This window comes from Amycolatopsis sp. lyj-90 (genome assembly GCF_046549035.1).
GTDB lineage: Bacteria > Actinomycetota > Actinomycetes > Mycobacteriales > Pseudonocardiaceae > Amycolatopsis.
The window spans coordinates 221,296-247,912 of sequence record NZ_JAJPWP010000013.1; the positions used below are offsets into that span (position 1 = coordinate 221,296).

Below are 26,617 nucleotides of genomic sequence, written 5' to 3' on the forward strand. Positions count from 1 at the left end.
CCGGTGATGGAAAAAACCGGCACCCGTTCGGGTGTCGCCTGGGGAGTCCTCGTCGGCGGGGTCGCGGTGTTCGCCGCCGCCCCCGCCCTGCTGCTGGCGACCGGGCACGACACGATCAAGCCGTCCGCGGATTCGGACAAGGGGCTCTCCCTCGCGGGCGCCCTGATTCCCGCGCTGATCGGGATCCTGCTGGTCCACGGGGTCCCGCTCCACGCACCCAGACTGCTCCCCGAGGTGACCGACCGGCGCGGGCTGAGCAAGCAGGCGACGGCCTTGGCGCTCATCGCCTTCTTGTGGCCACTGGCGTTGTTCCTGGTGTCCACGGCGGGACATCAAGCGCTCGTCCGCGACATCTGGGCGCTCGCCAAACCGCTCGTTTTCCTGCTGCTGCCCCTGTTTCTCTTGCGAATCCTGCGGCCATCGGGAGAACCGGATCCGTTCCGGCTCACGTGGCGGCCTCGCCGGACCTGGCAGTGGCTCGCGCCGATCCCGGCCGTGGTCGTGTTCGGCTGGCTGTACGTCCTGGGCCCGCTCGCCCCGCCGCTCCCCACCGCCGAGGACTATCCCGACCCGGTGTTCCTCGCGGTGGGCGCGACGCTGACCTTCTTCACCGCGAACGTGCTCGAAGAGGTCTTCTTCCGCGGCATGCTGCAGACCCGCCTGGAGGCGCTTTTCGGGCGCTGGCCGGGAATCCTGCTGGCGTCGCTGCTGTTCGCGTGGCTGCACCTGCCGACACACGGTCAGGGAGGGCTTCCCCTGACCTTGGGCGCGATCGTTGCCTTCCAAGGGTTCTTCGGCCTGTTCACCGGCTACCTGTGGTCCCGCTACCGCAACCTGTGGGCGCCGATCGCCGCGCACACCGCGATGAACACGCTGCCGTTGCTGCTGATGTGAGGCGACCAGAGCGGCGGAAGCGGTGGGGCGGGTCGGCCGTGAGTGGCGATTCGGGTTCTAACCCGAATCGCCACTCACGGCCCCCCTGGACCGGCTACGCGCCGATGGTCGCGGCGTCGATGACGAACCGGTAGCGGACGTCGCTGTTCTCGACCCGGTCGTAGGCCACGTTCACCTGGTCGGCCGAGATCGTCTCGATCTCCGCGCCGATCTTGTGCTCGGCGCAGAAGTCGAGCATCTCCTGCGTCTCGGCGATCCCGCCGATCATCGAACCGGCGAGCACCTTGTTCCCGCCGAGCAGCGAGAAAGCGTTGTAGGACAGCGGTTCGCCGGGCGCGCCGACGTTCACCATCGCCCCGCCGACCCGCAGCATGCCGAGGTAGGAGTCGATCGGCAGTGTCGCCGAAACGGTGTTGAGGATCAGGTCGAAGCGGCCGCGCAACGTCTGGAACGTCGACGCGTCACCGGTCGCGAAGTAGTCCTTCGCGCCGAGCTTCAGGCCGTCTTCCTGCTTCTTCAGGCTTTGGCTGAGCACGGTGACGTCGGCGCCCATGGCGACGGCGATCTTGACCGCCATGTGGCCGAGCCCGCCGAGGCCGACGACGGCGACCTTCTTGCCCGGTCCGGCACCCCAGCGGTTCAGCGGGGAGTAGGTGGTGATGCCCGCGCACAGCAGCGGGGCGGCGACGTCGAGGCCGATCCCCTCCGGGATCCGGCAGACGAAGGAGTCCTTCACGACGACCTGGCGGCTGTAGCCGCCGTAGGTGTTCTCGCCGTCGAAGCCGACGCCGTTGTAGGTCTGGACGTTGCCCTTGACGCAGAACTGCTCGGTGCCCGCGAGGCAGTACTCGCACTCGCCACAGGAGTCGACCATGCAGCCGACGCCGACGCGGTCCCCGACCTGGTACTTCGTCACGCCGGAGCCGACCGCGGCGACGACGCCGGCGATCTCGTGGCCGGGCACCATCGGGAAGATCGCGCTGCCCCAGTCCTCCTTCACCTGATGGATGTCGCTGTGGCAGATCCCCGCGTACGCGATGTCGATCAGCACGTCGTCCGGACGCAGGTCGCGACGCTCGATCGTCGTCGGTGACAGCGCGGCACCCGGGGACGGCGCGGCGATGGCGTGCGTGGTCGTCGTCATGAAACCCTCCGTGAAAACAGTGAGACCATGTAAGAGGTCACTTACAACTAGCGTAAGAGGGCTCTTACATATTCCGCGACCGGAACGGTGTGATCCACGACATGGGCGGCAAGTACCACCACGGCGACCTTCGCGCCGAACTCGTGCGGGTCTCGCTCGACCTGATCGCCGAACAGGGATTAGGCGCGTTCTCCGTCGCCGAAGTCGCCAGACGCGCGAAGGTCAGCCCCGGCGCGCCCTACCGGCATTTCCCGGGCAAGGAGAGCCTGCTGGCCGCGATCGCGGGCGAAGTCGCCTGCCAGCTGGCCGACAGGGTGCACGAGGCCATCGAGGCCGAGAGCGACCCCGTGGCCGCGCTCGCGGCTGCCGCCGGCGCGTACACGGAGTACCTCATCGAGCGCCGCGCCGGGATGAACATCATCTACTCGGACGGTCTGCAGGGACCGGAGCACGCCGCGCTGCACGAGCAGACCCGCCGCCTGACCGACCAGTTCGTCATGCTCTGCCTCACCGTCGCCGACCGGCCGCAGGCCGGTCTCGAACTGATGGAGCAGCTGTTCACCCAGGCACACGGCTACGGCACGTTCTACCTCGACGGCGTCTTCAAGAAACAGGGATATTCCACCGAAGTCGTCGTCCGCAAGTCGATCGACGCCGCCCGCGCGGCCATCGAAGGCCGCGCGAAAATGTGACGTTCAAAGACGGCGACGGTCCCGCGGGGCCCGAGCGTGGACCGGGCACTCTCCATCACAGCGGATATGCGCCCAGACGAGCTTCCCGCCGCGAAGCCGCTCACGCCGGACACCCCACTGCACCGCCACCCCGTCCACGACGAGCAGCCCGCGTCCGCGCGGATCCTCGATCTGCGAGCGGCGCGCCCGGGGTTGTTCGACGCTGATGTCCGCGACCTCGATGCGGACCGCGCACGGTGAGACGCCCCGCCACAACTGGATGTGGCGTGCGCCACCACCGTGCACGTACGCGTTGGCGACCAGTTCCGTGGCCGCCAGCAGGACGTCGTCACGATGGCCCTCGCCGAGATCGGGAAGGCATCTGACCACCCAGGCGCGCATGTCCGGCAACGCCCGTGGCGTCGTGGCCCGCAGGTCGAGCACCCAGGTTCCCGGCACCGGATGCTCCGCGATACTGATCATGGAGCCACCCTTCCCATCGCGCGACCTCGCTGCTGAAGTCGCACGTTCGGGTTACCCAGAACGCCGGCCGATCAACCACGGCGGTCAAGCCGCGATGCCCCGGAAGCCCCGCAAGCGCAGGCTGTTGAACACCACGAAGACCGAGCTGAAGGCCATCGCGGCTCCGGCGATCATCGGGTTGAGCAGGCCCGCCGCCGCCAGGGGAAGCGCGCCGACGTTGTAGGCGAACGCCCAGAACAGGTTGCCCTTGATGGTGCGCAGGGTCCGCCGTGAAAGCCGGATCGCGTCCACCGCCGACCGCAGGTCGCCGCGGACCAGGGTCAGGTCCCCCGCCTCGATCGCGACATCGGTGCCGGTGCCCATCGCCAGGCCGAGATCGGCCTGGGCCAGCGCGGCCGCGTCGTTGACGCCGTCACCGACCATGGCGACGACCTTGCCTTCGTCCTGAAGCCGCTTGACGACGTCGACCTTGTCCTTCGGCAGCACCTCGGCGATCACCGTGTCGATCCCGACCTCGGCGGCCACCGCGTAGGCGACGGCCTCGTTGTCCCCGGTCAGCAGGACCGGGGTGAGTCCCAGTTCGCGCAACCGGGAGATCGCCTCGGCGGACGACGGCTTCACGGTGTCCGCGACGACCAGGACCGCCCTGGCCTCACCGTCCCAGCCGACCACGACCGCGGTGCGGCCGAGTTTCTCTTCCGCGGCCTTGGCTTCCGCCAGTTCGGCGGTCAGATGGTGACTCCACTGCTCCAGCAACGCGTTCCGGCCGACCAGTACCGCCGAACCGTCGACGATCCCTTGCACACCAAGGCCTTCCAGGCTGGTGAACTCCTCGACGGCCGGGAGTTCCCCGGTGCGTTCCCGCGCCGCGCGGGCGATGGCCTGCGCGATCGGGTGCTCCGACGCGTTCTCCAGCGCCCCGGCCAGCCGCAGCGTCTTCTCCGTGTCGACGCCTTCGGCGACGTGGACCGCCACCAGCGACATCTGCCCCGTGGTCACGGTTCCGGTCTTGTCGAGGACGACCGTGTCGACCGCGCGGGTCGATTCCAGTACTTCCGGCCCCTTGATCAGGATTCCGAGCTGCGCGCCCCGTCCGGTGCCCACGAGGAGCGCGGTCGGCGTCGCCAGGCCCAGCGCGCACGGGCAGGCGATGATCAGCACGGCGACCGCCGCGGTGAACGCCGCCGCGACCGAACCGCCGGTGCTGAGCCAGAACATCAGCGTGCCGACGGCGAGCGCGATCACGATCGGCACGAAGACCGCCGAAACCCGGTCGGCCAGCCGTTGGACCTGCGCTTTCCCGGTCTGCGCCGCCTCGACGAGTTTCGCCATCTGCGCCAGCTGGGTGTCGGCGCCGACCCGGGTCGCTCGGACGACGAGCCTGCCGCCCGCATTGACCGTCGCCCCCGCCACCGTGTCGCCGGTGACGACCTCCACCGGAACGCTCTCGCCCGTGAGCATGCTCGCGTCGACCGCCGAGGCGCCTTCGGTGATCACCCCGTCGGTCGCGATCTTCTCTCCGGGCCGCACCACGAACTCCTGGCCCGCCGCGAGTTCACCGATCGGGACACGGACTTCCTTGCCGTCGCGGAGCACCGCGACGTCCTTCGCGCCGAGTTCGAGCAGGGCGCGCAAGGCCGCGCCCGCACGCCTCTTGGACCGCGCTTCGAAATAGCGCCCGGCGAGGATGAACGTCGTGACACCGGCCGCGACCTCGAGATAGATGTTGCCGTCACCGGCCATCCGCTGCACGGTGAACTCGAAGGGGTGCGTCATCCCCGGCGTTCCGGCGGTGCCGAACAGCAAGGCGTACAACGACCACAGGAACGCCGCGAGCGTGCCCATGGAGATCAACGTGTCCATGGTGGCCGCGCCGTGCCGCAGATTCGCCCACGCCGCCTTGTGGAACGGCCACGCCGCCCACACCAGCACCGGCGCGGCCAGCGTCAGCGAGATCCACTGCCAGTAGGTGAACTGCCACGCGGGCACCATCGCGAGCAGGATCACCGGCACCGACAGCACGGCGGAACCGATCAGCCGCTGCCTCAACGGTGCGATCGGATCGGCGTCCTCGGCTGTCGCCTCTTCCCTTTCCGGAGTGGGCAAAGCTGCCGAATACCCGGCCGCCTCGACCTGCTCGATCAGCTGCCGCGGCTCGATGCCGGCCGGGTAGCTGACCTTCGCCTTCTCCGTGGCGTAATTCACCGTGGCGGTGACACCGTCGAGCTTGTTCAGCTTCCGCTCGATGCGCATGGCGCACGAAGCGCAGGTCATCCCGGTGATCGCGAGTTCGACTTCGGCGGTGGAAGGCTCGGTCCGCGTGCTCATCGGTGACTCCCTTCCCCTGTGGTGACGGTGAATTCGGCGGTGCGGACCTTGTCCTCGTGCCGGAAGTCCAGGAACAGCCGGTAAACGCCGTCCGTCGGGACCTCGGCGAAGAACGTGATCGCGGGGCCCGGCGCGGTCCGACCGTCACCGGGTTCGCCGTCCGGATGGACGTGCAGGTACGCGAGGTCGCCGCCCCGCAGCGCCACCAGATGCCCGTAAGCACCGAGGTACGGCTGCAGATCGGTGATGTCGCGGCCGTTCTTGCTGACGGTGAGCGTCACCTTCGACGAGGTGCCCGGCGCGAGTTCGCCGTCGAGCCGGACCTGGTAGCCGTCGACCTCGGCGACGTGCGAGGGCCGGAACTCGGCGGGCCTGAAGTCGCCACCGGCGAAGACGTCGGCGCCCAGGGTCGTCGCCTCTCCGCCGCTGGGCTTGAAGTCGGCGAAGACGCGGTAGGCCCCCGCCTCGCCCACGGTCAGCGGCACGGACCACGTGCCGTCCTCGCCGAGTTCGGGGTGGATGTGCTGGAAACCCGCGGTGTCGCGGCGGACGACGATGAGGTGCATCCGCTTTTCGTGTTCGACGTCGTAGGCGGTCACCGGCGCGCCGTCGGCGCCGAGGATCCGGAAGGTGAAGGGACGGGTCGTGCCCGGAAGGAGCGTCGTGGTGGTGGGCGTGAGGGTGTAGCCGCCCCTGGACGACGCGAGCCCGGCGGGCTCATGGTCCTGCTTGACCTGCGCCGCTTCCGCGACAGCGCCGCTGTGGGTGTCCGAATGTCCGGCGTCCTCGCCACCGGGCACACCGGCGGCGCCGGCGAACGGACCGACAGCCGTGCCTGCCGCCCAGCCGCCACCGGCGACCAGGGCGAGCACCACACCGTAGGCGGAGAGCTTCGCTGCTGTGTTCATCGTGCAGTCCTTAGTGCGGGTGTCACCCGCGATCGTGAAGCCGCTCCGGCTCCGCGACCCACCGTACATACCCCAGGGGGGTACCGCAACGACCTGAAGGTACCCCCGAGGGGTACTAGAGAGCGATGCTCGTCACATACCCCTGAGGGGTAGCCTCGCGACCAGCCGCGCGCCGGTCTCGCCGTCCTCGGCCCGCAGCGATCCCCCGTGCCGGACAGCGATGTCACGCGCGAGCGTGAGACCGAGGCCCGTACCTCCCGCGTCCCGCGCGCGGGCGTCGTCGAGCCGGGCGAACCGGTCGAAGACGCGCTCGCGATCCTCGGCGGGGATGCCGGGTCCGTCGTCGATCACTTCGAGGACGGCCTCCCCTGCCTCTCGCCGGAGCCGCACGGTGACGGAGGACCGCGCGTGCCGCACGGCGTTGTCGAGCAGATTGCGCAACAACCTTTCCAGCTGGACGGGTTCGCCGACGACGTCGGCTTGTCCGTCCACATCGGACACGACGGCGGGCCCGGGTTCGAGGGTGCGTTCGGCGACCTGCTCCCCCACCACGTCGGCGAGGTCCACGATGCCTTCCGGCGCCGGGAGTTCGGCCGGGTCCACGGCCAGTTGAAGGAGATCCGCGGTGATGCGCTGGAGCCGCTGGATGTCGAGCAGCGACCGGCGGGCGACGGCGGGCCAATCCGCGCGATCGGCGTGGGTGAGCGCGACCTCCAGCCCGGTCCGGAGGTTCGCGAGCGGGCTGCGCAGTTCGTGACTGGCGTCAGCGACGAACCGTTCCTGCTGGTCATGCGCCTGCTGCAGCCTGTCGAGGGTGGCGTTCGTGGTGGTCGCGAGCCTGGCGACCTCGTCGCGGGACGGGGGCACCGGAACCCGCCGGTCGAGCCTGCTGCCGCTGACCTCGGCCAGTTCGCGGCGAATGGCCTCCACCGGCCGCAATGCCCGGCCCGCCGCGAACCACGCGACCAGCGCGGTGATCAGCACCGCTAGCGGGACGAAGAAGGCCAAGGTGTCGTCGAAGGTTCCCAGCGTCCGGAGCGTGTCCCACGGCAGGACGAACAGGTAGAGCGTGAGCCGGTGCCCGCCGCTTCCGATCACTTTGCCCACCACCGTGTACTCGCGATACTCCCGCCACTGTGGATGGTCGCCGGGCCGCACCGTGGCCTTGGTGGTGACCGACCAGTCCGAGGGTGCCCCGGCGGGCGCGGGCGGCAGCGGCGTCCACGCGGGATCCCAGCGGCGCAGGTTCTCGCTGCTCGCCACCGGCCGCCCGGCGTCGTCGACCACCTCGTACGGGGCGTCACCGGCGGGCGGCACCGGTCGCCCGGCCCGGAAGGTCTCGGCCAGCCCGTCCAGCTGGGCACGCGTCGCGCTGACGGCGCTGCCCGACAGCTGCGCGCTCAGCAGCTCGCGGGTGCCCAGCCAGCCGAGGGTGAACACGACCGCGCAGAGCAGCGCCGCCGAAAGCGCGGTGCTCCGCCGCACCGACGAGGGCCACCAGCGAGTCATCCGGCCACCAGCCGGTAGCCGGCGCCGCGCACGGTCGCGATGGTGCGCCGCCCGAACGGCGTGTCCAGTTTGCGCCGCAACGCGCTCACGTAGACCTCGACGATGTTGGGGTCGCCCCGGTACGCCAGATCCCAGACCTGGTCGAGGATCTCCCGTTTCGTCACCAGCTGCTCGCCGTGCCGCAGCAGGCATTCGAGGACGGCGAACTCCTTGGTGGTCAACGACACCGGCTTCCCGGCGCGGCAGCACGTCCGCTTCGCCGGGTCCAGCACGAGGTCGCCGAACTCCAGCACCCCCGCCGACCCCGCCGCGCCCCGGCGCGTGAGGGCCCGCAGCCGGGCGGTGAGCACGACGTACGAGAACGGCTTGCTCAGGTAGTCGTCGGCGCCGGTGTCGAGCGCCTCGGCTTCGTCGTACTCGCCGTTCTTCGCGGTCAGCATGAGGATCGGGGTGGTCACCCCGCGTTCCCGCAGTGCCGCGCAGACGCGGTAGCCGTTGAGCTTCGGGAGCATGATGTCCAGCACGATCACCTGGTACGGGTACAGCTGCGCGAGCTCGAGCCCTTCGAGACCGTCGTGGGCGAGGTCGACCGCGTAGCCGTCGGCCTCGAGTCCCCATTGGAGGGTCTCGGCCAACCGCATTTCGTCTTCCACCACGAGCACGCGCATGTCCTGATCTTCGCAGATCCCCGCCGTCCATCCTGAAGCGTTCTTCAGGTTGTTTCAGGAACCGTTCAGGTGGTTCCCGCCATGATCGCCGCATGAACACAATGGACGGTCCCGCCGCGGGCGCGATCGATGTCTCGAAGGTCTACGGCCGGGGCGACACGGCGGTCCGGGCGCTCGACCACGTGTCACTGGACTTCCCCCGCGGCCGGTTCACCGCGATCATGGGACCCTCCGGTTCGGGCAAATCGACCCTCATGCACTGCCTCGCCGGGCTGGACACCGTCGACAGTGGACGAGTCCACATCGGACGGACCGAGCTGACCGGCCTGTCCGACGCCGAGCTGACCAGGCTGCGCCGGGACCGCGTCGGGTTCGTGTTCCAGTCGTTCAACCTCCTGCCGACCATGAACGCCGAGGAGAACATCCTGCTCGGGCTCCGGCTCGCGGGCCGCCGCCCGGACCCGGCGTGGTTCGGCACCGTCGTGGACACCCTGGGCCTCCGGCAGCGTCTGCGGCACAAACCCGGTGAACTCTCCGGCGGCCAGCAGCAGCGGGTGGCGTGCGCCCGCGCGCTCGTCGGCAGGCCGGACGTCGTGTTCGCCGACGAACCCACCGGCAGTCTCGATTCGCGTTCCGGCGCCGAGGTGCTGGACTTCCTGCGCACCTCGGTCCGCGAACTCGGCCAGACGGTGGTGATGGTGACCCACGACCCAGTGGCCGCCTCGTACACCGATCACGGGGTCCTGCTGGCCGACGGCCGGATCGCCGCGCGGATCCCCCGTCCGACCGCCGACGCCGTACACGGCGCCTTCACCGGTCTGGGGGCGTGATGCTGCGAACCGTGCTCGCCGGACTCAAGGCGCGGCCGCTGCGGCTGCTGCTGTCCGCCGTCGCCGTCACCCTCGGCGTGACCTTCGTGGCCGGGTCCTTCGTGCTCACCGACGCCGTCGGCGCGGGACTGCGGGAAGCGGTCGCCTTCGAAACGCGCGGCGTGGACGCGTCCATCGACGCCACCCGCCGTGTCCCGCTCGACGATTCCGTGCTCACGAAGGTCCGTCAGGTGCCCGGGGTCGCCGCCGCGGACGGCCGCGCCACCGTCAGCGCACCGATCCTCGGCCCCGACGGACGTCCGCGAGACGCCGCCGCGACCGCGTTGGGCACCGAAGGCCTGCGCCCGTACGACCTCGCGGAAGGCCGTTTTCCGCAGAGCGCGGGAGAGATCGCGATCGAACGGCACAGCGCCGAGGGCTTCTCGCTGGGACAGCCCGTAACCGTGCTGGACGAGACCGGCGGCCGGATCGTGCTGACCCTGGTCGGCACCTTCAGCCGCCCGACCGACGCGGGTCTGGGCGGCGCGACCCTGGTGGTACCGGGGGAAACGCTGCGGCGGCTGAGCCCGTCCGCGACCTTCGGCGACATCGTCGTCCACGCGTCCCCGGGCGTCGGCCAGGCACAGCTCGCCGCGGATCTGAAGAAAGCCTTGGGCATCCCAGTGGCCACCGGGAAAGAGGCCGCTGCCCAGCTGCTTCGGGAGACCGCGCCGAACACGGCGGGCCTGGCGAAGTTCTTCACCGCCTTCGCGGTCCTCGCCATGGTGGTGGCCGCGATGGTGATCACCAACTCCTTCACCATCCTCGTCGCGCAACGATCGCGCGAACTGGCGTTGCTGCGCTGCGTCGGCGCCGGAAAACGGCAGGTCTTCGGCAGTGTGCTCGCCGAGGCGGCCGTCGTCGGCGCGGTCGCGTCCGCGGCCGGACTGTTCGGCGGACTGGGCGTCGCCGCCACGTTGCAGGCGATCGCGGGTCAGGAAACCGTGTACGTCCCGCTGACCGCCCGGACCGTGGCCGCCGCACTGACGATCGGAATCCTGGTGACCGCGCTCGCGGCGGCGATCCCAGCGTGGTCCGCGACCAGGGTCGCACCTGTCGAGGCGCTCCGGACCCCCGTCGAGTCCGCGCGCACCGGGCGCCCGCGCGCGATCGTCGCGGTGATCCTGCTCGCCGCCGGTATCGGCGCGGGCGTACTGGCCCTTCGGTCCACAGTGGAGGATGGAGCCGCCCTCGCCGTGGTGGCGATGGTCGCGCTGCTCGGCGCGACCCTGGCCGCCGAACCGCTGGTGGCGGGACCGGTCGTCCGGGCGCTCGGCACGCTCGTGCCGGGGCAGCCCGCGAAACTGGCCGCGCTCAACGCCGGCCGCAACCCCAAACGCACCGCCGCCAGTGCCGCCGCGCTCACCATCGGTCTCGCCGTCGTCGCACTCGCGACCACCGTGGCGGCAGGCGTCGAAGCGGGCCGGAGCCACGGCATCGGCGAACAACTCGCGGCCGACTTCACCGTCACTTCGGTGCTCCCGGCCCGGCCGCTACCCGCCACCCTCGCCGGCACTCTGGCGACCGTGCCCGGCGTGACCGCCACCGCCACCCGCCACTCTTTCTCGGGCGACCTCGGCGAGTACGGCACGTATCAGCTCACCGCCGTCAGCGGCGATCTCTTGCGACCGGCAGTGCTCTCCGGGCGTCTCGACCGGCTCGGTCCCGGCGAGATCGCCATCAGCAAGGACCTCGCCGAACAGTCCGGGCTAGCCGTCGGCGACACCGTGCGATCCCTGCGCGTGGTGGCGGTCTACGACAGCGTCGACGCGCCCGGCGTCGATCTGGGGTTCGCGCTGGTCGACCTCTCTGAGCAGCGGAAGATCGCCCTGAACGAGCAAACCTACGACGGGAGCGTGCTGGTCAAGGTCTCCGATCCCGATCAGGCCCGGCCGTCACTGGAGCGGGAGTTGTCCGGCATCGCTCTCGCGAAGCTGAGCAGCGTCGAGGAAATCAAGGAAGAGGCGGCCGCGCCGCTGCGGGAGACCCTGAACCTCATGTGGGCCCTGACCGCACTGGCCGTGCTGATCGCTTTCGCCGGGATCGCGAACACACTTTCGCTGTCCGTCCTGGAACGGACGCGCGAGTCGGCGCTGCTGCGCGCGCTCGGTCTCACGCGCGGCGGACTCGGTGCCGCGCTGACCGCGGAGTCGGTGTTCGTCGCGGTCCTCGGAGCGGCGTTCGGCCTGCTGGTCGGGATCGGGTCGGCCTGGCTGATCACGAAGGTGGCGTCGGACGGCGGCGAGGCGATCGTGTTCGCCCCGCCGTGGGGCCGATTGGGGGTGCTGGTGGGCGCGGCTCTCGTCGCAGCTCCTTTGGCGGCTTTGGTTCCGGCTCGGCGGGCGGGACGGGTTTCGTTGACCGGTTCCCGGGAGTGAGGCAACTCCGGCCGGGCCACGAGCGTACGTCGGGTATGGGGAGTCAACCGACCGCGATCGAGGTAGTCGACGCCAGTGCGTGGCTGAGCAAACGCGGCATCCAGGTCGGAACACCGTCCAGACCGCTCACGGTCAGGATCGCCGCGCGGCAGACGAGCGGGTCCACGACCAGGATCCTCTGGATGATGAGCGCCGGGGTTCTCGCCTTCGCGCTCATCATCACCTACAGCTACCTGCAGAACCTTCCCGGAGTGCGGGGCGTGGAAATGCCCGAAAGCCGGTACTTCTCTTTCATCGCCGCCACACTCACGCTCGGGCAATGGGCGTCGATCCTCCACCGGGAACGGCAACTGGGCGGCCTTCCGGCGCCGACCCGGCGCCCGTCCGCCGCGGGGGTCCTCGGAGGCTGGTACCTGGCCTCGTTCCTGATCACCTTCGTCGGTGGCGCGGCGCTGGCCGTGGCCATGTACCTCACCACCTCGTCGCGCACCTTCGCCTGGACGTGGCTGGTCGCCCTCGGCTGGGCGGCGCTCTGCTGCACGACGATCCTCGTCTGGGCCGTGACACGCCGGGGCCGCGGCGAAGACGCCGCGTCGATCGCCGTCGACGCGGAGCTGCGGTACCAGGACAGGCGACTCTCGGCGCCCGCGGCCTTCGCGGTCGTGAGCCTGATCGACCCGTTGTTCAGCCACCGGTCGCCGCCGGCCTTCACCTGGTGGATGGTGGGCTACGCCGCGCTCGCGGTCGCCACAGCAGCCCTCGCGTACCGACGGGACAGGCGGCGGCCCGCCCTGCCGCCCGGCGATTACGGAACCGGGGCATGACCAGCAGCGAGATCGAGCTGCTGATTCGTCAGCTCGACGCGGACAGCACCGGCGATGCAGAAGACGCGCAGGCAGCGCTGACCCACCACGGACGTGAGACCGACGTGATCACGCCGCTCCTGCGGGCCCTGCCGACACTGGACAGTTTCGGCCAGCTGTGCGCCATCGAGATCCTTCAAGAACTCGGCGACGCCCGCGCCGGGCAGCCCTTGACCGACCTGTTGACCAGCGAGCACGACACCGTCCGCGAGTGGTCCGCCCGCGCCTTGGGCCAGCTGCGCGTCGTCGACGCCATACCTGCGCTCTGGCGCGCCTATCAAGCGTGCAAGGAACGCGGCGACCGACCCGACTGGCTGGAGCCGAACAGTATTCGATCCGCCTTGACCGAGCTGGGCGCCCGCCACCCCGTCGTCCCGTCGCTGACCGCGAGCCTCCGGATCACCACGTTCTATGGGCACGAGGCATGGCCGTCGACACGACTGACCCACGTCCTCGACGACCTCGCCGCCCACGACCAGGCCACGCTCTCCTTCCAGCTCTGGCGAGTCGAACGCGACGGCCGGATGTACTGGACGCAAGCCCCGCACGACGACACCGAACTCGACTATTCCCAGCCTTGGGCCACGCTCGCTCGACAGGCCCACAGCCGAGCCAGGACTGCCGCGGTCCGAGCCGCGCTCGGCGCGGACGTCGTCGCCACGATCGAGTGGATCGGTCGGAGCGACCTCTGAAAGACGCACCGAGAGAGACGCAACTTCCGCCGGGATGGGACGACAGCGCTTCAAAGGTTTCTGGCTCAACAGGAGACATCGAGGCTGCGGTCGCCGTGGTTCTCTGGGCTGTTCCATCTCACTGTTGTCATGAAGCTTATGGGCGCCAACAAGCGCCGAGACATACCGAATATCCCTCCCATCACAGCTCGCTGACCATTTGAAATCGAGCCGTGTCACATGAATATGTGATAGCACAGGTGTTCGACTGCGGGTATCGTTGATGCCGTGGCCAGCGAAGATGCATCCCAGACGACACCCGCCGAGTGGTGGCGTGTCGATACTGCGACGCTGCATGCCCGCAAGCAGGAACTCGAAGTTCTGAAGCGGCAATTGGATGCTGAGCAGAACGCGATTCTCGCGGAAATCAATACTCGCGGGGTTCGTGGGTGCAGTGGTCATGCAGCGTTGTCGGCGATGATTTTCGAGGACTTCCACGTCACTGCCAAGGAAGCCGATGCTCGCGCTGACCGGGTGCTGGCGTTGCATGCTGGTGTGGCGGTGGGTGGTGATCGGGTGCCACCCCTCGCGCCCCTGACCGCTGATGCCGCTGCGGAGGGTGCGATCGGCGGTTCGCAGATCGACGCGATCATCCGCGCCCTGGCGCGTATCCCGTCTTTCGTCCCGGAAGAGGAGGTGCGGGGTGGGGAGAAGATCCTTGTGGATCTGGCCCGGCATGCCGGGCCTCGCACGATTGCCCAAGCCGGTCGGAGACTTCTGGACAAGCTCGATCCGGATGGAAAAGAGCCTCGCGACGAGAACCCCAAGGACACTCGACCGGAGCTGCGGTTCGTCAAACACCGCAACGGCACTCTCGGTTTGAAGGGCACGCTGGATCTGGAGACCTACGCACGGTTGAAGTCCGACCTCGACCCGATGGCCAAACCGCACAAGGCCATCGACGGGGTCCGCGACTCCCGTACCCAAGACGAACGCTACGGGGACGCCTTCACCGACTATGTGCGACTGAAGACCACCAGCCGGAACCTACCCGGCCAAGCAGGCGAGGCTACGCACATCCTCGTCACTATGTCTTACGAGGACCTGATCCGGGACATCGGTGAGGCTCACCTCGATCTGGTCGGGCCGATCAGCGCCACCGACGCAAGGATCCTCGCCTGTGACGCCCGCGTCCGGCCCGGAGTCCTCGGTACCGCAGGGGAACCCCTAGATATCGGCCGGTCGAAACGCACCGTGTCACTCGCCCAGAAGTACGCGCTCACCATCCGCGATGGTGGCTGCGCCTTCCCGGGCTGTGACATGCCCGTGCCCCGTTGCACGGCTCACCATATTGTTTTCTGGCGGCATCACGGCGAAACCAAAATCGACAACCTCGTTCTGCTGTGCACCAAGCACCACCGGTTGATCCACCACAGCGAATGGAAAGTCCAGATCGCCCAAGACGGGCTACCCGAATTCACCGCCCCGACCTACCTCGACCCCACAGGAGAACCGAGGCGCAACACCATGCATCTGCGGACATAGGCCGTTGCGCCTGACTCAGGGCACCGGGGACGAACCTCAAAATACCGCCACCTAGCGACCGGGTGGAGGTTCCTCCGTCACGACGACCAAGCCGACCTTGCCGCGTTTGATTTCGGCGATCTCGACGTGGAGCTCGTCGCCCACCTTGACCTCGTCCTCGACGTAGCGAACGCGCTTGCCATTGCCCAGCTTCGAGATGTGCACCAGGCCTTGCCTGCCCGGGGTCAGTGAGACGAACGCGCCGAAAGCGGCGGTTTTCGTCACCGTACCGCGGAAACGGTCGCCGACTTTGAAGGGCTGGGCGGCGGTCGCGAGTTTGCTCACCAAGGGCGTGACGTCCGGCTGTTCTCCGCCCCGAGGGACCTTTGCCGGTGTGGCGTCGAGCAACGCGAGTGCTTCGGAAGTCAGCGGACGTTTGGCGGGGTCTTTCTCCAGTAACCGCATGATGAGCAGGGCGAGTCCGGTTTCGCACTGCGGCAGCAGGGGCTGGTGGTACAGGACCGCGGCGGCGGAATCCTCAGGAGTGTCGCGGTGGAACGGAGAAATGCCCTCCACGGCGTGATACAGCGTCGCGCCCAGCGAAAACAGGTCACTGGGTGCCCCGCCCCGGTCACCGCGGACCCGTTCCGGGGCCAGATAGCCCGGCGAGCCGATGATCAGCCCGTTCAAGGTCCGGGTGTCATCCTGATGGACCGCGATCCCGAAATCGATCAGCAGCACCTCGCCGGACGCAGTCACCATCACGTTGGACGGCTTGACGTCGCGGTGCACGATCCCCGCGGCGTGCACCGCGCTCAAGGCGCCGAGCAGGCTTTTCGCGATATGGACCACCTCGGTCGCAATCAGTGGGCCGTCCGCGCGAAGGTCTTGCAGCGCCTTCCCGGTCACCAAGCGCATCACGGTCCAGGGAATCCCGTCCTCGATGACGGCGTCATAGACGGTGACGATGTTGGGATGATCGCGCAACTGGGCGGCGTTGCGCGCTTCTCGCTGAGCACGGGTGAGCAGGTCGGCCCACTCGTGATCCGACACCGGCCTGGACCGCCACGTTTCCTTGAGCGCCACATCGACGCGCAGGGTCTCGTCGCGAGCCTGCCAGATACGCCCGAAGCCTCCGGCCGTGATCACTTCGACGAGCCGATACCGGTCCCCGATGAGCCGACCTGGACTTGCTTCAGGTGCCACAGTTCCCCCACGGGTATCCGTACGGCTCCGAACAGTGACAGCGTACGGGCAACCGGCTTCGGCGCGCGGGGCATCAGCCCTCGCAGCTCAAGCCAGCCGCAGTTCCCGCCCAGGCAGCGACCGCCGCCGATCCGTCACCAGGATCATCGCCAGCGTCCCGATGCCCAGCCACACCACCGACTGCACGATCCCCGACGTCAGCCCGTCCGTCCCGGTCAGCAGTGAGCGCAGCGCGACCAGTGCGCCGTTGGTCGGCAGGATTCCCAGCACGGTCCCGAAGAAGCCGGGCACGGTCGAGACCAGCGAAGCGCCGACGGTCAGTACCAGGATCGCCAGCGCGGCGAAACGGCCAGGGCGTTTGAAGATCGCCACCAGTGCTTGGTTGACCACGGTGAACGTTCCGGCCGCGAGGACCAGCACCACGAGCAGCGTCACCGCCTTGCCGAAACTCAGGCCGAGGAACGCCCAGAACACCCCGGTCAGGATCAGGGCGGTCAGCACCGCCAGCGTCGCGCCCGGGACGGCCGCGGCGAGGATGATCCGCCAGCTCGGTTCGCGGGTGGTGAGCACGCTCGGCGGGACGGCCTGGATCACCTGGTACGTCGCCAGCGCGCAGCCCCACAGCGCCAGCACGAGGATCAGTGCCACCGCGCCTTCGCCGAAGGAGCCCGAGCCCGCGGAATCGGCGATGGCGGGGGTGGCGGCGACCTGTTTGAGGTGGTCGCGTTCGGTCTGGGTGTAGTCGGGGACCTTGCCTCGGCCGTCGTTGAGGCCCTTGGCCAGTTCCGAAGCGCCGGATTCGGCGCGCTGGGCGCCGTCGGCGGCGGTGCGGGCGCCGGTGGCGAGGTCGCCCGCGCCGGTGGACAGCGTGGTCGCGCCGCCTGCCAGTTGCCCGGCGCCACCGGCGAGTTGCCGTGCCCCGGAGTCGGCGGCCTTGACCCCGGCGTCGAGTTTCCGCGCGCCGTCGGCCGCCGAGCCGATGCCGCCCGCCAGTTCCTTGGACTTGTCCGCGAGTTGCTTGTTCCCGTCGGCGACCTTCTGGGAGCCCGCCGAGAGGTCCTGCACCGCTTTCTTCGCCCGTACGGCGGCGTCGCGGATCTCGGCGCGTTTGCCGTCGAGGATCCCGGCGTCGGCCGTGAGCTTTTCCGAAGCGGCCTTCAAATCCGCGCAGAACTTGGTGTCACCACTGCACTTCTGTGCCAGTTCGGCGAACTTCCGCGCCGAATCGCCCGCCGTGGGCAGGGCGTCGATGATCTGGACGACCTTGTCCGCCAAGGGCGAGATCTTGTCGGCCAGCTGCTTGTTGCCGTTCGCGACCTGCTGCGCCCCGTCGGCCAGTTCTCTGGTCAGCCGGGGCAGCTGGGCGGTGTCCTTCTCGGCCTGGGTCAGTCCTGACGAGAGTTTCCCGGAACCGGCGGCGAGCTGGCCGGTGCCGCTCGCGAGTTTGCTCGCGCCGTCCGACAACTGCCCTGCCGCGCCGCTGAGCTTGCCTGCCCCACCGGCGAGTTCCCCCGCGCCGGAGGCCAGTTTCCCCGTCCCGTCGGCCAGTCCGCGCAGCCCGACGACGAGCTGGTCGCTGCCGTCGGCCGCGGTCACCAGCTGCTGGTGGATCGAGGAGAACCCGACGTACAGATTGTCCACATAGGTCTCGACGATCTGCCGGTTGAGCGCGGTGAGCGTCGCGTTCGCGACCTCCCGGCTCGCCACCGGATCGACGAGACCGGTGCGCTGCGACGTCTCGACGCGCATGATCGCCTGCCGCGCGTCGAGCGGCTTGCCCGACGTCGACGTGGCCTGCGCGGAGAAGTTCGGCGGGATGGTCACGACCGCCGAGTACGTCCCGTCGGAGATGCCCTCCTTCGCGTCCTCGGCGTCGGTGAGCACCCAGGTGTACGCGGAATCCTCGCCGTGCACGAGGTTTCCGGCCAGCTCACGGCCGAGCGGGATCAGCTGACCGTTCACCGTCACCGGCTCGTCGGTGTTGACGACGGCGGCCTTGGCCGCGCCGTGGTTGTCGCCGGGCGACCAGAACGCCCACGCCAGCCCGAGCGCGACGATCACCGGGACGAGCACGATCCCGAGCCAGGTCTTCCAGGTCAGCGGGCCGATGGCGGTCGCACGGACGGAGCCGGTGAAGAAGCGGGACATCAGCGGACCTCGGCGGGGACGAGCGCGGGCGTCATGGCGAGGCCCGCGACGGCGGTGGTGGGCAGCAGATCCCGCACGATGGCGAGACTCTGGCAGGACACGGCGAACGTCGCGGACCTGCTCGCGAACGCCCCTCTCAGCCCGGCACGCTGGGCGGTGGCGACGACCGTGTCCAGATCGTCGAGGAAGACGAGACCGACGCCTTCCCCGAGCGCGCGGCGGACCTCGCCTGCGGGATCGTCGGTTTCCTTGCAGGCGATGAACGCGACGTTCCGGCGGACCGCGTGCGCGTGCTGCGGCAACACCCGGCCGAGGACCTTGAGATCACCGCGGACGTTGGGGACCCGGCCGGCGAGCGTGTAGAGCAGAGCGCTCTTGCCCGCCGGGCCGGAACCGTGCACGGCGAGGATCTCCCCCGGTCCGAGATGCAGTTCGATGTCGCGAAAGAGGGTGCGGCCGCGGTCGTCGTCGACGCGGAGACCGGCGGCGCTGAGCACTTCGGACGAGCCGGGCGCGGGCCAGTCGGCGAGCCGGAGTTCGTGGACGAGGCCGTCGCCCTCGGCGTCGAACACCGGGAGTTTGCGGTCCAGCCACGGCGGCAGGCCCCAGGCGCGCGGCCCCAGCAGCGCGAGGATCGCCGGGACGAGGGTCATCCGCACGAGGAAGGCGTCCACGAACACGCCGACCGCCAGGCTGAACGCGATCGGTTTGATCGTGGCACTGCCGTCGGGCACGAACGCGGCGAACACGCCCAGCATGATCACCGCCGCCGCGGTCACGACCCTCGACGCGGACACGAAACCCGTCTCGATCGCCTTGTGCGCGTCGCCGTGATGGACGTAGTCCTCCCGGATCCGGGAGACGAGGAACACCTCGTAGTCCATGGCGAGTCCGAAAAGGACACCCATCAGGATGATCGGCAGGAAGCTGATCACGCTGCCGGTGCGGGTCACGCCCAGCGCCTCGGCCAGATGCCCCTGCCCGAACACGAACGACGTGGCACCGAACGCGGCGCCGATCGAGAGCAGGTAACCGAAGGTGGCCTTGAGCGGCACCAGCACCGAACGGAACACCATCGCCAGCAGTACCAGCGAAAGCCCGACGACCAGGATGCCGAACGGCAGCAGCGCGCTGCCCAGCTGCGTGGACACGTCGATGCCGACGGCGGTGAACCCGGTGACCGCGGTCTGGACGCCGTACCGGTCCTTGAACTGCCCTTCCATCGACCGCAGCCGCTCGACGAGTTCGCCGGTCGCCTCGTCGGAGGCGCCGGTCGTGGGCACGACCTGGATGATCGCGGTGTCGCCCTTGGGGTTCGGCGTGGCGAGCGGGACGACGGCGACGCCGGGCACCCGGCGGATGTCGTCGGCGATGCCGTTCGTGATCCCGACCGGGTCGGTGGTCGACAGGATGTCCGCGGTGACGATCAGCGGTCCGTTGAACCCAGGTCCGAAGTGCTCGGCGACGACGTCGTAGGCGACGCGGGCCGGAGTGCCGTCCTCGTCGGTTCCGTTGTCCGGCAAGGCGAGCCGGAGATCCAGCGCGGGCGCCGACGCCACCGCGAGCACCCCGACGATCAGCGCGATCGTCACCCATGGCGACTTCGTGGCGAGCCGGACCCATCGCAGGCTGAACCGGGCCTTCTTCTTGCGTTTGCTCTTCTTCGGCTTCTTGGGCCGTAGCCGCTCACCGGCGAAACCCAGCAGCGCGGGGATGAGGGTGATGGCCACGATCACCGCGACGGCGACCCCGCCCGCCGCGGCGATGCCCATCGTGGTCAGGAACGGGATCCCGGCGACGAACAGGCCCAGCAGGGCGATCACCACGGTGAGGCCGGCGAAGATGACGGCGGATCCCGCGGTCGCGGTCGCCCTGGCGATGGACTCCTCGACTTCGAGTCCCTCGGCGAGCTGATCGCGGTGCCGGGAAAGCAGGAAGAGCGCGTAGTCGATGCCGACGGCCAGCCCGAGCATGACCGCGAGCATCGGTGCCGTGGACGACACGGTCGCCACCGACGTCGCCGCGTAGACCAGTGCCACCGACACCCCGACGCCGAGGATCGCCGTCAGCAACGGCATTCCCGCCGCGACGAACGAACCGAACACCATCAGCAGCACCACGAGCGCGATGACGAGGCCGATCCCCTCGGTGGGGCTGAGCTTCGGCACCTTGTCCGAGAACGCGTCGCCACCGGTGAGCACCTCGGCGCCCTGGCCGATCCGGTTCTCCAGATCTTGCGCGACCCCGGCGAGCGCGGTCCGCGTCGACGGCTGGATGTCGGCCAGCCCGACGTCGAGTTGCACGGTGACCAAGGCGGCGCGGCCGTCCTTCGACACCGCGTCGTGCACTGCCGCGTCGAAGGGATTCACCACCGTCGAGACCTGCGGCGCCTTGGTCAGCTCGGGTACCAGGGCGCCGACCGCGTCGCGAACGGCGGCGGCGTCGGCCCGCTGTCCTTCGGGGACGAGCACCACCAGTTGCGCCGAAGTCCCGCTCACCTGCGGGAAAACCCGGCCGAGATGGTCGAGCGCCTCCTGGGATTCGGAGCCGGGGATCGCGAACGTGTCGTCGGTGCCCTGGCCGAACAGCAGCGCCGCCCCGCCCGCGACACACAGCACCACCAGCCACAACGCGGTGACCAGCACGCGTCCGCGGGCGGCCAGCCTGCCGAGGCGGTAGAGGAATGACGACACGATCGGCTCCCGGCACTCGTTGGATACAGGGCGTATCGTAATACACTGTGTATCCGATTCACGATGTATCCTGTCCCACAGCCGGGTGAACCGGGCGCATACGGGAGAATGGCGAGATGACCGAGGAGCGGGGCGCCACCATGACCAGGCGCCGGGCGGACACCCGCCGACGGCTGATCGACGCGGCGTACGAGGCCTTCTCCGAACGCGGCATCCGGGACACCCCGGTCGAACTGATCTGCGAGCGCGCCGGCTTCACCCGCGGCGCCTTCTACTCGAACTTCAGCTCGAAGGAAGATCTCTTCCTGACCCTGTTCCAGGAAGAGACCGCGGTCCGGCTCGAGCGTTTCCACGACGCCACGGAAAGCGTGCTCGGCGAGACCGTCGTCCACGCGCACGACGACCTCTCCCCCGCGCTCGGGCGGATCGCCGAACTGTTCATGGTCGCGCTCAGCGCGGACAAGAACTGGTACCTGTTGTGCGCGGAATTCCGCACCCAGGGCCTGCGGCAGCCGGAGATCCGCGATCGGATCGGCGCCGCGTTCCGGTACTTCCACACCGAACTGGCCAAGGTGCTGGTCGGCGCGCTCGACCGGATCGAGCGGAAACTGACGATCTCCCCGGACGACGCGGTCCTCGTCCTGGTCGCGCTTTACGAGCAAGGGCTGCAGAACTACCTGCTGGAAGGCACCGAACTGCCCGGTGACGGGCGGTTCGTGAGCGAACTGATCCCGAAGGTGATGGCCTCCCTCATCGTCCCGGCGACCTGAGTCGTCAGCACGGCGGCGGGAGCCAGCCGGGCGCGGTGACGACCTGCTCGGGCGCCACGGTCATCTGCGAAGTCTTCGACCCGAAGCTGAACCCCACGAGCCCGCCCGCGCAGACCCGGACAGTGCCGGGCCCGCCCTGCGTCCGGGATTCCCGCCAGGCGACGGGATCCAGCCCGACCCGCCATACCTTCCAGAACGGCGCGCCGTCCCGATGACCGGTACAGGGATCGTTGGCGGGTAAGCCTTCAACGCGGCAGACGTAACGGGAGTCCCCGTACGGCCCGGTTCCGCTCCCCAGCCGCACCGCGAGCCCGGAGCGCTCGAGCGCGGTCCGCGCGTCACCGGGTGAGCCGGGCACGCAGCGCACGAGCACCCCGGCCCCCATGTCCACCGCGACGGTCACCCCCTCCGTTCCGGCACAGGCACCGGTTCGCGGAACCGGGTCCATGACGGGAAAGAGGGCCACCAGACTGAGGAGCACGGACAAGATCGACACGCCCGGATACTACGGGTGCCCTCCCGGCTGCGCACAGTGAATCTTTCGCGGAGGTCCGGCACGAATCACGCTCCCTTTCGCACGAAAGGAGGGAATATGTCGGAAATCGCCCTACTCAAGGGACTTGCGCATTATTCGGCACAGGAAAAAGATATGTGCTTCTCGCGCGCACCACTCATGAGGTGCGGCCGGCTTTTGTCCGGATGATCACAGTTCATCCGGTCCACGAAAGGTTCAAAGCGTGACACGCAGGCGCCTTGTCGCATTCGTCGTTCCCCTCGCCCTCGCCGGATTCCTGCTCACCGCGGGCGGCACCGCCCAGTCGCGGCAGCCTTCACAGAGCCCGGTCGACATCTCACCCGGCGCGATCCGGTTCGACCCCGCCTCGCCGAGACTGGACGTCTTCTACGGCCATTCGGATCTGGACCTGGAATACGTCCGAAAGGACGCATCGGATACCAACGGGTGCAGTACGAGAAATCACGAAGAAACCGAGGAGGCCTTGGTCAGACCCGGCACCGGGCACGTCACGCTCGCCGGGGTCCGGTACGAGCTCGAACAGTTCCATTTCCACACCCCGTCCGAACACCGCTTCCAGGGCAGGACGGATCCGCTGGAAATGCATTTCGTGCACCGCAGCGCCGCCGGAAAGCTGCTGGTGATCGGCGTGCCCCTGCGCGCGGGCGCCGCGTCACCGGTGGACCGTGTCCTGGCAAACCTCGCGCCGGAGTGCGGCGAAACGGTGGCACTCGCGGACTTCGACCTCGACACGCTCCTCCCCCGCAATCGCGGCACCCTCCGCTACACGGGCTCCCTCACCACGGCACCGTTCACCGAAGGCGTGCAGTGGTTCCTGATGTCCGAACGGACCGTCTCACCGGCGACGATCGCGCGATTCCAGGGCCTGTTCGGTGACGGCAACGCCCGCGCGCCCCAGCCGCTCAACGGGCGGCACCTGACCGCGGTACCGCACCTTTAAGCCCTCCAAGCGTTTCATCCGGATTTCATGGCGCCGCCTTACGGTTCCGGGCACGGATCCGCACCGGCGGACCGGAGGTCCCCGAGGAGACGTGCATGAGCCCGGCGAGCCGGACCCCGTACAACATGGTGATGCCCCGGGACGACCGGCCGAGTCCCGGGGAACGGGAAGGGGTCTTCGGACCGGGCTGGAGCTGGGCGGCGTTCTTCACGCCGTGGGCCGACGGCCGCCCGTCGCCCCGGTACCGGTGGACGCTGTTCGAGACAGCGGCCCAGGCCGTCGATGACCTGGGCCGCTGTCTCGACGACGGCAACGTCGGAAGGCGCGGCGCCCTGTGCTCGTCCGTGCTCCGGAAGCGCGGGGCGCCGCGGGAACTGGTGCTGTGCGACGCCGCGGACTGGGCTTGCGTCGTCCACGAGGTCCGTGCCGGGATCCACGTGACCGACGCCGCCGACGCCTACTTCACCCGATGGCGGACGAGTATGGCGGGACACCGCTTCACGATCATCAACGCCGGTGTACCGACTGTCTGGTGAGGTCCAGACCTTCCAGGGCGAGCGCCCGTTGCTCGGAATCACCGTCGGGTCCGATGGTGGTCAGCACCCATTCGAAATGCTCGCGGGCGGCCGCCGGGTCGCCCGCGGCGAGATGGGTGCGGCCGAGCCGGTTGCGGATCTCGGACTCCATCCCGACGATGGTCTCCTCGGTGACCGCCGCCAGCGCCTGCCGCTGCAGTTCGAACGCCTCGCCGAGATTCCCGAGTTCCAGTTCCGCCGCGCCGAGGCGCGCCAGGCTGGTCGCGATCAGCAGGCCGTCCGTCGTCTCTTCGGCCAGCTCGACCGAGCGCCTGAGATCCAGCACGGCTTCGGCGAACCTGCCGGTTTCGAGCCGGACGGTACCGCTGTGGCACAGCACCCTCGCCAGCATCCCGGGGCTGCCGATCTCCTCGCTCAGCTCACGGGCACGGCCGAGGTGGACGAGCGCTTCTTCGTGCTCCCCTCGCAGGTAGGCGAGATAGCCGAGCGCGGACAACGCCCGTTCGGCGAGCCAGCCGTCCCCCACTTCCTCGGCCATGATCATCACCCGCCGCATGCCGGGGATCGCGAGATCGTGCCGCCCCGCGATCAGATCCGCCATGGTGAGCCCGCCCAGCGCCCGGGCCTCCACCCCGCGGTCGCCGGAGGCGCGGCCCGCCCGCAGCGCGTCGTCGAACCAGCCGCGCGCCCGGTCGAGCTGTCCCTGCATGGCGTACGCGTAGCCGAGGCAGAACCGCAGCGACGAGACCAGGCGCTCGTCCTCGGCGCGTTCGGCCAGCGGCAGCGCGATCTGCAGCGCCGTCCGGGATTCGTGGTACCGCTGCTGGCGCGCGAGGTAGTCGACCAGCCCCTCGGCGATCGAGCACGCGAGGCCGTCCAGCCCGGCTTCCGCCGCTTGGGTGACCACTTCCGGCAGGTCGCCGACGGCGTCCAGCCAGGCGGAAGCGTCGCGTTGCCCGGTGAACGGCCCGCCGCCGGATTCCACCGGGAACCGCGCGACTCCCCATTCGCTCGCCCGGCGGGCGGCGCCGAGGTACAGGCCGTACACCCGTTTCCGGGCTTCTTCGACGACGTCGCCGGGAAGTTCCCCGGCGAGCCGCCGTGCATAGACGGCCACCAGGTCGTGCAGCCGGTAACGGCCGCTCGCCGGTTCCTGCAGGAGGCTCGCGTCGACGAGGCTTTCCAGCCGGCGCTCGGCTTCCGCCGGTGAGCAGTCCAGCAGGGCGGCGACCGAAAGCCGGTCGAATTCGGGGGTCGGGGTCAGGCCGAGCACGCCGAACGCGCGTTGCTCGGCGGGCCGCAGCTGGTCGTACGACAGGCGCAGCGCCACCTCGACGCTGCGGTCTTCCGCGGTCAGCTCGCCGAGCCGCCGCTCGTCGTCCGACATCCGGTCCACCAGATCCTTGAACGTCCACATCGGACGGTTCTGCAACCGGGCACCGGCGATCCGCAACGCGAGCGGCAGCCGCCCGCACAGTCCGGCGAGCGCCCGCACGGCGAACCGCTCGCCCTCGGCCCTCGGCGCCCCCACGATGCGGCCGAGCAGCCGTTCCGCGGCTTCGAGGCCCAGCGCGCCGAGGGAGACGCGGCGGTCCGCGTCCAAACCGGACAGACGACGGCGGCTGGTCACCAGCACGCGGCTGCCCGGACCGGACGGCAGCAAGGGCCGCACCTGCCCGGCGGATTCGGCGTTGTCGAGGACCAGCAGCAACCGCAGCTGCGCGGTCGCCGCCCGCCACGACGCGGCCAGTTCGTCGAGATCGTCCGGCATGACGCGGTCTTCGACACCTACGGCGCGCAGCAGCCGCCGCAGGGCGCGCTCCGGCGTCACCGGCTCGCGGCCTTCGGTGTACCCGTGCAGATCCACGAACAACGCACCGTCCGGATAGGACTCGCGGAGCCGGTGTGCCGCGCATACGGCGAGCGTGGTCTTCCCCGCGCCGGGAACGCCGTCGACGGCGTCGACCGAGACGGCCTCCGGGTCGCCGTCTTCGACGAGCAGCGCGAGTTCCCGGTCCCTGCCGACGAGTTCCCCGTTGGTGGCGGGCAGCTCGTTGCGGATCCGGCGCGGCGCCTCCCGGCGCTGGGAGATCCCGAGCAGCGCGTCGTCCCCGCGCAGCACCGCCTCCTGCACCTGCCGCAGTTCCTCGCCCGGCTCGACGCCGAGTTGCTCCACCAGCCGCTCGCGGACGTCGGTGAACACCTCCAGCGCCTCGGCCTGGCGCCCGCCGCCGTAGAGCGCGCGCATCAGCAGCGCGGCCAGCGGCTCGCTCGGCGGGTCGGCGGACACCAGCGCCGACAGTTCGCCGATCACCTCGTCGAACCGGCCGAGTTTCAGCTGTGCCCGCAGTTTCCGGCGCAGCAAAAGGAGTCTGCGTTCCTCCAGCCGTCGCCGCTCGCCCTGGACGAACGCGCCGGGCAGGCCTGTCAACGGCTCGCCGTGGAACAACCGGAGCGCGTCGGCGAAGGTGTCCACCGCGGTGATGAAGTCGCCCGTCTCCTCGGCGGCGGCCGCGACGACCGCGATCTCCTCCAGCCTCGTCACGTCCAGCCGCACCCCGCCGCTGGCGAACCGGTAGCCGCCGCGGTCGGACACGATCACCGAGTCCCGCGGCTTCTGCCCGGAGGTGTCCAGGCATTGCCTCAGCCGCCGGACGTACACCGGCAGCACGTTCGACTCCGGCGGCCGTTCCCAGAGCCCGTCGGTGAGTTCGTAATGGCTGACGGTCACGTCCGGGCGCAGCAGCAGCGCGGCCAGCACGGCCTGCTGCCGGACCGGACCGAGGTCCAGCCGTGTCTCCCCCTGCCAGGCCCGCAACGGGCCGAGCACCTCGAACCGAAGCCGCGAGTCCGGCATGTTCCCCCCTTCGTTTCGCATG

General features: G+C 69.5%; 21 protein-coding genes. 10 read left to right on the plus strand and 11 right to left on the minus strand.

What is annotated here, in order from left to right; translation table 11 throughout:
• The first annotated feature begins 6 nt into the window (after positions 1-6).
• A complete protein-coding gene (locus tag ACLJPX_RS38675; RefSeq protein WP_410605319.1) occupies positions 7-894 on the plus strand; it encodes a CPBP family intramembrane glutamic endopeptidase in 888 nt (295 codons plus the stop codon).
• 94 nt (positions 895-988) lie between these two features.
• Here ACLJPX_RS38675 and ACLJPX_RS38680 read toward each other — a convergent pair whose 3' ends face one another.
• Positions 989-2,038 (minus strand): NAD(P)-dependent alcohol dehydrogenase, encoded by a 1,050-nt coding sequence (locus tag ACLJPX_RS38680; protein ID WP_410605232.1) that lies wholly within the window; start codon positions 2,036-2,038, stop codon positions 989-991.
• Positions 2,039-2,127: 89 nt separating this feature from the next.
• On the opposite strand from ACLJPX_RS38680, the gene ACLJPX_RS38685 reads away from it, so the two are divergent.
• Positions 2,128-2,730: a TetR/AcrR family transcriptional regulator gene (locus ACLJPX_RS38685; protein ID WP_410605233.1), complete on the plus strand. Its 603-nt coding sequence runs from the start codon at positions 2,128-2,130 to the stop codon at positions 2,728-2,730.
• Between the two features lie 3 nt (positions 2,731-2,733).
• Here ACLJPX_RS38685 and ACLJPX_RS38690 read toward each other — a convergent pair whose 3' ends face one another.
• The 5 genes from ACLJPX_RS38690 to ACLJPX_RS38710 form a co-directional block, all read right to left on the minus strand.
• A complete protein-coding gene (locus tag ACLJPX_RS38690) occupies positions 2,734-3,192 on the minus strand; it encodes an ATP-binding protein (protein ID WP_410605234.1) in 459 nt (152 codons plus the stop codon).
• An 84-nt stretch (positions 3,193-3,276) separates the two neighbouring features.
• On the minus strand, positions 3,277-5,520 hold the full coding sequence (locus ACLJPX_RS38695; RefSeq protein ID WP_410605235.1) for a heavy metal translocating P-type ATPase: 2,244 nt from the start codon (positions 5,518-5,520) through the stop codon (positions 3,277-3,279).
• Positions 5,517-6,428, minus strand: coding sequence for a hypothetical protein (locus ACLJPX_RS38700; RefSeq protein ID WP_410605236.1), 912 nt, complete (start codon positions 6,426-6,428; stop codon positions 5,517-5,519). The genes ACLJPX_RS38695 and ACLJPX_RS38700 overlap by 4 nt, the downstream gene beginning before the upstream one ends.
• 132 nt (positions 6,429-6,560) lie before the next feature.
• Positions 6,561-7,937: an ATP-binding protein gene (locus ACLJPX_RS38705; protein WP_410605237.1), complete on the minus strand. Its 1,377-nt coding sequence runs from the start codon at positions 7,935-7,937 to the stop codon at positions 6,561-6,563.
• Entirely contained in the window at positions 7,934-8,605 is a 672-nt protein-coding gene (locus ACLJPX_RS38710) for a response regulator transcription factor (protein ID WP_410605238.1), read from the minus strand. Before ACLJPX_RS38710 ends, ACLJPX_RS38705 begins: the two co-directional genes overlap by 4 nt.
• A gap of 101 nt (positions 8,606-8,706) precedes the next feature.
• Here ACLJPX_RS38710 and ACLJPX_RS38715 point away from each other — a divergent pair, with 101 nt between their 5' ends.
• From ACLJPX_RS38715 to ACLJPX_RS38735, 5 genes are all read left to right on the plus strand, one after another.
• Positions 8,707-9,435, plus strand: a complete 729-nt coding sequence (locus tag ACLJPX_RS38715; protein ID WP_410605320.1) for an ABC transporter ATP-binding protein — start codon at positions 8,707-8,709, stop codon at positions 9,433-9,435.
• Positions 9,435-11,852 carry an ABC transporter permease gene (locus ACLJPX_RS38720; protein WP_410605239.1) on the plus strand — a complete coding sequence of 806 codons (2,418 nt, stop codon included), beginning with the start codon at positions 9,435-9,437 and terminating at the stop codon, positions 11,850-11,852. Before ACLJPX_RS38715 ends, ACLJPX_RS38720 begins: the two co-directional genes overlap by 1 nt.
• Positions 11,853-11,887: 35 nt before the next feature.
• The gene (locus tag ACLJPX_RS38725) at positions 11,888-12,676 is read left to right on the plus strand and encodes a hypothetical protein (RefSeq protein ID WP_410605240.1); all 789 of its coding nucleotides are present in this window, start codon (positions 11,888-11,890) and stop codon (positions 12,674-12,676) included.
• Positions 12,673-13,407 carry a HEAT repeat domain-containing protein gene (locus tag ACLJPX_RS38730; RefSeq protein WP_410605241.1) on the plus strand — a complete coding sequence of 245 codons (735 nt, stop codon included), beginning with the start codon at positions 12,673-12,675 and terminating at the stop codon, positions 13,405-13,407. Before ACLJPX_RS38725 ends, ACLJPX_RS38730 begins: the two co-directional genes overlap by 4 nt.
• Before the next feature lie 267 nt (positions 13,408-13,674).
• Complete coding sequence (locus tag ACLJPX_RS38735) at positions 13,675-14,931, plus strand: DUF222 domain-containing protein (RefSeq protein ID WP_410605242.1); 1,257 nt, start codon at positions 13,675-13,677, stop codon at positions 14,929-14,931.
• A gap of 51 nt (positions 14,932-14,982) precedes the next feature.
• On the opposite strand, the gene ACLJPX_RS38740 is transcribed toward ACLJPX_RS38735, so the two are convergent.
• From ACLJPX_RS38740 to ACLJPX_RS38750, 3 genes are all read right to left on the minus strand, one after another.
• A complete protein-coding gene (locus ACLJPX_RS38740; protein WP_410605243.1) occupies positions 14,983-16,116 on the minus strand; it encodes a protein kinase domain-containing protein in 1,134 nt (377 codons plus the stop codon).
• An 87-nt stretch (positions 16,117-16,203) separates the two neighbouring features.
• On the minus strand, positions 16,204-18,264 hold the full coding sequence (locus tag ACLJPX_RS38745) for a YhgE/Pip family protein (protein ID WP_410605244.1): 2,061 nt from the start codon (positions 18,262-18,264) through the stop codon (positions 16,204-16,206).
• Positions 18,264-20,957, minus strand: coding sequence for an MMPL family transporter (locus tag ACLJPX_RS38750; RefSeq protein ID WP_410605245.1), 2,694 nt, complete (start codon positions 20,955-20,957; stop codon positions 18,264-18,266). The genes ACLJPX_RS38745 and ACLJPX_RS38750 overlap by 1 nt, the downstream gene beginning before the upstream one ends.
• Before the next feature lie 116 nt (positions 20,958-21,073).
• Between ACLJPX_RS38750 and ACLJPX_RS38755 the strand changes: the two genes are divergently transcribed.
• On the plus strand, positions 21,074-21,727 hold the full coding sequence (locus ACLJPX_RS38755) for a TetR/AcrR family transcriptional regulator (protein WP_101608667.1): 654 nt from the start codon (positions 21,074-21,076) through the stop codon (positions 21,725-21,727).
• A gap of 4 nt (positions 21,728-21,731) precedes the next feature.
• Here the strand turns inward: ACLJPX_RS38755 and ACLJPX_RS38760 are convergent, their stop codons facing one another.
• The gene (locus ACLJPX_RS38760; RefSeq protein ID WP_410605246.1) at positions 21,732-22,223 is read right to left on the minus strand and encodes a hypothetical protein; all 492 of its coding nucleotides are present in this window, start codon (positions 22,221-22,223) and stop codon (positions 21,732-21,734) included.
• A 241-nt stretch (positions 22,224-22,464) separates the two neighbouring features.
• Between ACLJPX_RS38760 and ACLJPX_RS38765 the strand changes: the two genes are divergently transcribed.
• Together ACLJPX_RS38765 and ACLJPX_RS38770 are read left to right on the plus strand one after the other, a co-directional pair.
• A complete protein-coding gene (locus ACLJPX_RS38765) occupies positions 22,465-23,202 on the plus strand; it encodes a carbonic anhydrase family protein (RefSeq protein WP_410605247.1) in 738 nt (245 codons plus the stop codon).
• A 95-nt stretch (positions 23,203-23,297) separates the two neighbouring features.
• On the plus strand, positions 23,298-23,738 hold the full coding sequence (locus ACLJPX_RS38770; RefSeq protein WP_101608670.1) for a hypothetical protein: 441 nt from the start codon (positions 23,298-23,300) through the stop codon (positions 23,736-23,738).
• Here ACLJPX_RS38770 and ACLJPX_RS38775 read toward each other — a convergent pair.
• Positions 23,710-26,616, minus strand: a complete 2,907-nt coding sequence (locus ACLJPX_RS38775) for an AfsR/SARP family transcriptional regulator (RefSeq protein WP_410605248.1) — start codon at positions 26,614-26,616, stop codon at positions 23,710-23,712. The two genes, ACLJPX_RS38770 and ACLJPX_RS38775, sit on opposite strands and share 29 nt — an antisense overlap.
• Position 26,617 lies beyond the last annotated feature (1 nt).